General features: G+C 62.0%; 5 protein-coding genes and 1 pseudogene. 3 read left to right on the forward strand and 3 right to left on the reverse strand.

Annotated features, from left to right (window positions below; genetic code table 11):
• Positions 1-261 precede the first annotated feature (261 nt).
• The 3 genes from MAXJ12_RS33330 to MAXJ12_RS39805 form a co-directional block, all read right to left on the reverse strand.
• Positions 262-660: an MliC family protein gene (locus MAXJ12_RS33330; protein ID WP_193364393.1), complete on the reverse strand. Its 399-nt coding sequence runs from the start codon at positions 658-660 to the stop codon at positions 262-264.
• A 106-nt stretch (positions 661-766) separates the two neighbouring features.
• Positions 767-2,467, reverse strand: coding sequence for a long-chain-fatty-acid--CoA ligase (locus MAXJ12_RS33335; protein ID WP_008840653.1), 1,701 nt, complete (start codon positions 2,465-2,467; stop codon positions 767-769).
• Entirely contained in the window at positions 2,415-3,119 is a 705-nt protein-coding gene (locus MAXJ12_RS39805) for a hypothetical protein (RefSeq protein WP_008840654.1), read from the reverse strand. Before MAXJ12_RS39805 ends, MAXJ12_RS33335 begins: the two co-directional genes overlap by 53 nt.
• A gap of 297 nt (positions 3,120-3,416) precedes the next feature.
• Here MAXJ12_RS39805 and MAXJ12_RS33345 point away from each other — a divergent pair, with 297 nt between their 5' ends.
• The 3 genes and pseudogenes from MAXJ12_RS33345 to MAXJ12_RS33355 all read left to right on the forward strand — a co-directional run.
• A complete protein-coding gene (locus MAXJ12_RS33345) occupies positions 3,417-5,012 on the forward strand; it encodes an ABC transporter substrate-binding protein (RefSeq protein WP_008840655.1) in 1,596 nt (531 codons plus the stop codon).
• 106 nt (positions 5,013-5,118) lie between these two features.
• Positions 5,119-6,123: an ABC transporter permease subunit gene (locus tag MAXJ12_RS33350; RefSeq protein ID WP_008840656.1), complete on the forward strand. Its 1,005-nt coding sequence runs from the start codon at positions 5,119-5,121 to the stop codon at positions 6,121-6,123.
• A 13-nt stretch (positions 6,124-6,136) separates the two neighbouring features.
• Positions 6,137-6,384, forward strand: a pseudogene (locus MAXJ12_RS33355) (dipeptide ABC transporter permease DppC); the annotation flags it as partial.

Below are 6,384 nucleotides of genomic sequence, written 5' to 3' on the forward strand. Positions count from 1 at the left end.
GGGCAGCATGTGTGAACAAAAGATTCTTTTGCCGAATCGCCAAGTGTTTGAAATCGCTGCAAGGAATCTTCGATAACGGCAAAAGCCGGCCAGGATCGGACTGGTTTTATCCCCACTTCGTGGGAGGTGTTGTTACCGCTTTCGGGAAGATTGCCGTCTTCACCGCGGAACACTCCCGCGAGGGAGCGGCATGGGTCCTCGTGTCTCCGCTACGCGCAATGCCGTCAGTACGGCATCAATGCGATCGGTTGCGCCGGCCGGCTAACCCGCGGGCCTGGCCGTGCACGCTTCGATCTCGACGGGCTCGGGCGCGGTGTGGTCCATCAGCATTTCGCTGAGCGTCGCATCGTCTCCCTTGGTCCACCATTGCAGGCCCTTGTCGGGCGACAGACCCTGCTCGGTGGCGTAACGCGCGCCGGAGGCCGCCCGGACATTGTACATGTCGAAGGTCCGGCCCTTGTATTCGAGTAGTGCGGTCGGCGCGTCCGGGTTGTTGTTGTCATAGCGGGCGACGATGGTCTGGCCACTCTCGCACCGGTAGGTTGCCGTGATCACGTTTTCGGCCGGCATGCCCGGCGTGTCGGGTTGGTCGGCCAAGGCCGCCAATGTGGTAAGCGACAGCAACAGCCAGAGCGAGTGAAGCGCAATGGTTCGCAGCATTTTCATGTCCTCCTAATTGGCGGGCCTGGGTTCGCTGTCGGGCGATCCGCCCGACAGGAGCACCGCGATCCAGCGGCTGGACGGATCGGAGCGATGATGCGTTCCGCTAACTCCTCAACTCCCGGCGCAGGATCTTGCCGACTGGCGTCTTGGGCAGTTCGGTGCGGAACTCGATGAATTTCGGCCGCTTGTAGCCGGTCAGGTTCTGCTTGCAGTAGGCGAGCAGGGCTTCTTCGGTCAGGCCGGCATCCTTCTTGACGACGAAGAGCTTCGGCACCTCGCCCGAATGCTCGTCGGGCACGCCGATCGCCGCGACTTCCAGCACGCCCGGATGCGCAGCCACGACCTCTTCCAATTCGTTCGGATAGACGTTGAAGCCGGAAACCAGGATCATGTCCTTCTTGCGGTCGACGACCTTGACGTAGCCCCTCTCATCCATGAAGCCCATATCGCCGGATTTGAAAAAGCCGTCGGCTGTCATCACTTTGGCGGTCTCGTCCGGCCTGTTCCAGTAGCCTGCCATCACCTGCGGGCCGCGGATGCAGATCTCGCCGACTTCGCCTGTAGGCAACTCGTTGCCGTCGTCGTCGCGAATCGAGATGTCGGTCGAGGGCAGTGGCAGGCCGATCGTGCCGGTGAATTCGGTGCCGCTCGGCTTGTTGGCGGTCGCCACCGGCGACGTCTCCGACAGGCCGTAGCCTTCGGTGATGTTGTTGCCGGTTAGCTTTTTCCAACGCTCGGCGACGCCCTTCTGGATCGCCATGCCGCCGCCCAGCGACAGGATCAGCGGCTTGAAGTCGAGCTTGCGGAAATCCTCATTGTTCAAGAGCGCGTTGAAAAGCGTGTTGAGGCCCGGGAAAATGTGGAACGGCTGCTTCTGCAGTTCCTTGACGAAGGCCGGAATGTCGCGGGGATTGGGAATCAGGAGGTTATGGCTGCCTTGCTGGATGCCCATCAGCGCGTTCACGGTGAGCGCGAAGATGTGGTAGAGCGGCAGCGCGCAGACATAATTGATGTTGGCCGGTCGCGGCTTCACCGTATAGGCGTCCTCCACCCAAAGCGCGAGCTGCGCGACATTGGCCAAGACGTTGCCGTGTGACAGCGTCGCGCCCTTGGAAACGCCGGTGGTGCCGCCGGTATATTGCAGGAAGGCGATGTCATTTGCCTCGACCTTGGCCGGCTTGAAGGTCATCGCCGCGCCGGCTTTCAGTGCGGCGTTGAAGCCTGTGTGGCCGGGCAGTGACCAGGCCGGCACCATCTTTTTTACATGGCGCACGACCAGGTTGACGATCATGCCCTTCAGGCCGCCAAGCAGGTCGCCCATCGTCGCCACCACCACATGCTTGACCGGTGTTTTGGCGATCACTGCCTGCAGGGTGCAGGCGAAGTTTTCCAGGATGACGATCGCCTCCGCGCCCGAATCCTTGAGCTGGTGCTCGAGCTCGCGCGGCGTATAGAGCGGGTTGATGTTGACCACCGTATAGCCGGCGCGCAGGATGCCCATCATCGCCACCGGATACTGCAGCACGTTCGGCATCATGATGGCGACGCGCGCGCCCTTGGGGAGGCCCTTCGACTGCAGCCAGGCGCCGAAATCCTTCGACAGGCGCTCGAGCTCGGCATAGGTGATGGTCTTGCCCATGCAGGTGAAGGCCGGCCGGCCGGCATATTTCTTCGCGGCGTCAGTCATCAGATCGCCGATCGAGGCGACGGCGAGCGGCGCGATCTCCGGCGAGATGCCCTTCGGGTAGCTTTTAAGCCAGGGCTTGCCGGCGCCGGTAGGCAGGCCGGACGTCGCCTTCGGCATTGCGGGCTTCGATTTGGCCTTGGCGGCCGGCTTTGCCGCCGCCTTCCCAGAACCCTTGGAGGTCGCTGCCTTTGCCGTGGGTTTTGCGGCAGCCTTTGCAGCCGGCTTGGCCGATGTTGACTTGGTCGATGCAGGCTTCGCGGAAGTTTTGCCAGCCGGCTTGGACGCCGCGGCTTTGGCGGCCGGCTGCTTGGATGCGGCGGGCTTCGCGGCTGATTTCGTGGACGCGGCCTTCACGGCCGGCTTGGCTGTTGCAGATTTTACTCCGGGCTTGGCCGTAGTCTTCGTTGCCGGCTTCGATGCGGCGGGCTTCGAGGCCTTGGCAGCCGACGGTTTTGCGGCTGCGCTTTTCGCTCCGGCCGTAGCTGGTTTGGCAGCTGCTTTTGCCTGCTTCGCAGGAGCCGCAGGTTTCGCCGCGCCGGCTTTTTTTGCCGGTTCGGCCGGGCTGGATGCCGCTTCTGCCGGCTTTGCTTTCGGCGCTGCCGTCTTGTTCGTTGTCTTGGCCAATTTTGCCTCCCTCGCGTTTCCGTCGCCGGATTTTATCGTTTGCAGCCGCCCCCTCGCAGCTGTTTCGCCCGCCGAGCATTTGCTGCGAAACCGAGCCAAAAACGATTGTGCCGACTATGTATTGTGACAAAGCGGCGACGCGCAAGCCTTGCCTCTGCGTCAGCTTCGGGAATGATTTTCTTGTGGAGCGGCGTGTGAACAGCCGCTGCCAAAGTATCGCCGACCGCCAAGCGAAACAAGCGCCTGCGCAAAGCCTTGGCGTCGCCGACCCGCTTGCAAGGGACTGTCCAGAACGAAAATCCAAAAATTTGCTATCTGGCAGCAAAAAAATCTCGTTACCAAGCGGAACGCAAACGGGGAGTTCCAAAGCCCGGTAAACGGTGCTTATATGCGCCCTCACGAGCCCGCCTTAAGGGCTTGGAACAATCTCAGGGGAGTAATCATGAAAAGAAAACTGATCTTCGCGGCCGCGCTTATGGCTGCGACCGTGCTGAGCGGCGCGGCGAGCGCAAAGACGTTCGTCTATTGCTCGGAGGGATCGCCGGAAGGCTTCGATCCCGGGCTCTACACGGCCGGCACCACTTTCGACGCCGCCGCGCACACCGTTTACAATCGCCTGCTCGAATTCAAGCCCGGGACCACCGAAGCCATTCCCGGCCTGGCGGAAAGCTGGGAGATTTCCGACGACGGCCTGCAGTACACCTTCAAGCTGCGTCCGGGCGTCAAGTTCCAGACCACCGAGTTCTTCACGCCGACCCGCGACCTGAACGCCGACGACGTGGTGTTCTCCTATGAGCGCCAGCTCAAGGCCGACCATCCCTGGAACAAATATGTCCCCGGCACTGCCTGGGAATACTTCAACGGCATGGGCTTCCCCGACCTGATCGCCTCGGTTGAGAAGGTCGACGATCTGACCGTGAAGTTCACGCTGAAGCAGAAGGAAGCGCCGTTCCTCGCCAATGTGGCGATGCCCTTCGCCTCGATCATGTCGAAGGAATATGCCGACAAGCTGGAAGCCGACGGCAAGATGAACCAGCTGAACCAGATGCCGCTCGGCACCGGTCCGTTCGCCTTCGTCGCCTACCAGCAGGACGCGGCGATCCGCTACAAGGCCCATCCGGACTACTGGAACGGCAAGCAGAAGATCGACGACCTGGTGTTCGCCATCACCACCGACGCGGCCGTGCGCTACCAGAAGCTGAAGGCCGGCGAATGCCACCTGATGCCTTATCCGAACGCGGCGGACGTCGAGGCCATGAAGGCAGACCCGGCGTTGACGGTGATGGAGCAGGAAGGCCTGAACGTCGCCTACCTCGCCTACAACACCACCCAGGCCCCGTTCGACAAGGTCGAGGTGCGCAAGGCGCTGAACATGGCGATCAACAAGCAGGCGATCGTCGATTCGGTGTTCCAGGGGCAGGCGACGCCGGCCAAGAACCCGATCCCGCCGACGATGTGGTCCTACAACGACGCGATCGAGGACGACAAGTACGATCCGGAAGCCGCCAAGAAGATGCTCGAGGACGCAGGCGTTTCGGGGCTGTCGATGAAGGTCTGGGCGATGCCCGTCGCCCGTCCATACATGCTGAACGCACGCCGCGCCGCCGAGCTCATCCAGTCGGATTTCGACAAGATCGGCGTCAAGGTAGAGATCGTCTCCTATGAATGGGCCGAATATCTCGATCGCTCCAAGGCCAAGGACCGCGACGGCGCGGTGATCCTCGGCTGGACCGGCGACAATGGCGACCCGGACAACTTCCTGCACACGCTGCTCGGCTGCGATGCCGTCGGCGGCAACAACCGCGCGCAGTGGTGCAACGAAGAGTTCGACAAGCTGGTCGTCCAGGCCAAGACCACGTCGGACCAGGCCGAGCGCACCAAGCTCTACGAAGAGGCGCAGGTCGTCTTCAAGCGTGAAGCTCCGTGGGCGACGCTGGACCATTCGTTGTCGGTCGTGCCGATGCGCAAGGAAGTCCAGGGCTTCGTACAGAGCCCGCTTGGCGACTTCGCATTCGACGGTGTTGACCTCGCCGAATAAGACCAACTAGAAGACCCGGAATTGGGGGCGCTTGTCATGCAAGCGCCCCCAAGCACATTTTGTGCTATCTTTCCCATGGTCTCGGAAAACCCACCGAAGGTCTGATATGCTCCGGTTTCTTCTGGGGCGGCTCGCCGTCCTGATCCCGACATTCATCGGGGTCTCCATCATCGCATTTTCCTTCATCAGGCTGCTGCCCGGCGATCCGGTGGCGCTGCTGTCGGGCGAACGGGTCATGTCGCCCGAGCGCCACGCGCAGATCACGCACGAACTCGGCTACGACAGGCCTATCGTCATCCAATATCTCGACTATTTGTGGGGCGTGCTGACCGGCGACATGGGCACCTCGATCGTCACCAAACAACCGGTGCTCGAGCAGTTCCTGACGCTGTTTCCGGCGACGCTGGAACTTTCCATCTGCGCGATAATCGTGGCCGTTGTGCTCGGCATTCCGGCGGGCATATTCGCCGCGCTCAAGCGTGGCACGTTCTTCGACCAGAGCATCATGGGGACCGCACTTGTCGGCTATTCCATGCCGATCTTCTGGTGGGGCCTGCTGCTGATCATTCTGTTTTCCGGCATATTGCAGTGGACACCGGTGTCCGGCCGTATCTCGCTGCTCTATTATTTTCCGTCTGTCACCGGCTTCATGCTGATCGACTCGTTGCTTTCCGGACAGGAAGGCGCGTTCAAGTCGGCGCTCAGCCACCTGATCCTGCCCACGATCGTGCTGGCTACCATTCCGCTCGCCGTCATTGCCCGCCAGACCCGTTCGGCGATGCTCGAAGTTCTCGGCGAGGACTATGTGCGCACGGCCCGCGCCAAGGGGCTGCCGCCGTTCCGCGTCATCGGCGTGCATGCGCTGCGCAACGCAATGATCCCGGTCATCACCACGATCGGCCTGCAGGTCGGCGTGCTGCTTGCCGGCGCGATCCTGACGGAAACCATCTTCTCCTGGCCGGGCATCGGCAAATGGATGGTGGATTCGGTGTTCCGGCGCGACTACCCGGTCATCCAGGCCGGCCTGCTGATGATCGCGGGCATCATCATGATCGTCAATCTCATCGTTGATCTGCTCTACGGCCTGATCAACCCGCGCATCCGGCACTGAGGAGGAGCGGACCATGGCAGACACCACGGCCATCGAGGACATCTCGCTCGACCCATCCCGCCGGGCCCGGCTCGCGGAATTCTGGTACTATTTTTCCGAAAATCGCGGCGCGGTGATCGGGCTGTGGATCTTCGTAGGCCTGGTCATCATCGCCATCCTGGCGCCGCTGATCGCGCCGCATCTGCCCTATGCGCAGTATCGCGACGCGACGCTGTTGCCGCCATTCTGGCAGGAAGGCGGCCGCGCCGCCCTTCCGCTCCG

The sequence above is a fragment of the Mesorhizobium alhagi CCNWXJ12-2 genome (assembly GCF_000236565.1).
In the GTDB taxonomy this organism is placed as follows: Bacteria; Pseudomonadota; Alphaproteobacteria; order Rhizobiales; family Rhizobiaceae; genus Allomesorhizobium; species Allomesorhizobium alhagi.